Annotated in this window: 2 protein-coding genes and 1 pseudogene; 2 read left to right on the top strand and 1 reads right to left on the bottom strand. The window is 59.9% G+C overall.

Features of this window, described 5'->3' with window-relative positions; all coding sequences use genetic code 11:
- Together ACOVRJ_RS04040 and ACOVRJ_RS04035 are read left to right on the top strand one after the other, a co-directional pair.
- Positions 1–405: pseudogene (locus ACOVRJ_RS04040) on the top strand (hypothetical protein); the annotation flags it as partial.
- Positions 402–1328 (top strand): S49 family peptidase, encoded by a 927-nt coding sequence (locus tag ACOVRJ_RS04035; RefSeq protein WP_422042612.1) that lies wholly within the window; start codon positions 402–404, stop codon positions 1326–1328. The pseudogene ACOVRJ_RS04040 and the gene ACOVRJ_RS04035, both read left to right, overlap by 4 nt.
- On the opposite strand, the gene ACOVRJ_RS04030 is transcribed toward ACOVRJ_RS04035, so the two are convergent.
- The coding region (locus ACOVRJ_RS04030) for a hypothetical protein (RefSeq protein WP_422042611.1) at positions 1325–1521 on the bottom strand (197 nt) is incomplete at its 5' end. The genes ACOVRJ_RS04035 and ACOVRJ_RS04030 overlap by 4 nt on opposite strands.

Raw genomic sequence — 1521 nt, 5'->3', positions numbered from 1 at the left:
ATTCAAAACGGCTGGCTCACCCGCAACGAAGCGCGTGTGGCGGAAAACCTCAACCCGCTTGAAGGCCTGGACGAGCCCTTGCGACCGCTCAACATGGTGGAGGAAGGTGATGCCGAAGAGGCTGAGCCACCTGATGCCGCGGCGGACAGCGAATTGGAGTCGCAGGCACCTGTCGATGAGGAAACCAATGCGCGCTTTCGCGCCGTGCTTGCAAGCGCGGCTGACCGTTGGGCGAGGCGCATCAGCCGCTCCGGCGCGATTGACGAAAAAGAGATCTGCCTCATTGCAGAAGCCTTGGCCGTACCCGTGTCAGTTGCCGAGAAATGGGCGCAAGAACAAGACGGTCGGACTCTTTCAGAGCCAGACCTTCGCCAATCACTGATCCAACTGGGAATGAACTCATGAATCACCAATTACTGGTCGCCGAGTTTCTGGCGACTCCCTGGGCCTTGATGCCCGAACGACTCAATGCCTTGGCGGCAGTGGTCATGCGCTGGTCTGCGGGTATTCCAGCCGAGTCCGAGAACATGATCCGCATTCAGGCCGACCGCGTAATCCGTGAATCGCGCCGCCAAACTGCGGCGGTACAGTCCTCGGGCGGGGTCGCGGTGCTGCCTCTTTATGGGGTGGTCACCCAGCGCGGGAACATGGTCGACGATGTTTCTGGTCCGGGCAGCACCAGCACCCAGCAGTTTTCTACGGCGCTACGCCAATTGATCGCTGATGACACGGTGGCCCAGATCTTGATTGACATCGACAGTCCAGGGGGCAGTGTTTACGGCGTCGCAGAACTGGCCGATGAAATTCAGAGCGCCCGTGCTCAGAAACCTGTGATCGCGGTGGCCAATTCACTTGCAGCGTCCGCCGCCTACTGGATCGGTTGCTCGGCCTCCGAGTTCTATGTCACTCCTGGTGGTGAAGTCGGCTCCATCGGTGTCTGGCAAGCACACCAGGACTACAGCAAGGCGCTCGAAGATGCAGGCGTAAAAACCACCCTGATCTCAGCGGGCAGATTCAAGGTTGAAGGTAACCCCTACAGCCCGCTGGATGCAGAGGCCCAGTCCTTCATGCAATCCAGAGTGGACGATTACTACGCTGCTTTCACCAAGGCCGTGGCCCGTGGCCGCGGGGTGCCGATCTCCCAGGTCCGCGAAGGCATGGGCCAGGGGCGCGTTCTTGGTGCCGATGCCGCACTGGCTCAGAACATGGTCGACGGCATTGCCACCCTGGATGACGTCATCAAAAAGATGCGACGCAACGCTCGGCAACTGAGTAAGCCAGGAGCTACGCGCCTGAGGCAAGCCAGGGACGCCCTGGCCTTGCTTTAACCCAACCCCGGGGCTGCTCCATCGAGTTGTCCCAGGTCCGAATACGACCCGAAGGTCGTTACCTGTTTCATTCCATCCGAGCCGCCACACCGCGAGGTGTCAGGCGGCATTTTCATTTCTGGAGAATTCAAATGAGTAAGCAACTCCGCGAACTGCAGGCCCGCAAAGCTGGCCTCATCAAGGAAGCCCGTGC

Origin of the sequence: Roseateles sp., assembly GCF_049240545.1 — a bacterium.
GTDB lineage: Bacteria > Pseudomonadota > Gammaproteobacteria > Burkholderiales > Burkholderiaceae_C > Paucibacter_A.
The sequence above is the reverse complement of the archived record's forward strand: the minus strand, read 5'-3'. Positions and strand labels throughout refer to the sequence as shown.

Bases quoted from the DNA above. Each gene is read 5' to 3' on its own strand.
- ACOVRJ_RS04035 (WP_422042612.1), top strand. From the start codon at position 402: ATGAATCACCAATTACTGGTCGCCGAGTTTCTGGCGACTCCCTGGGCC.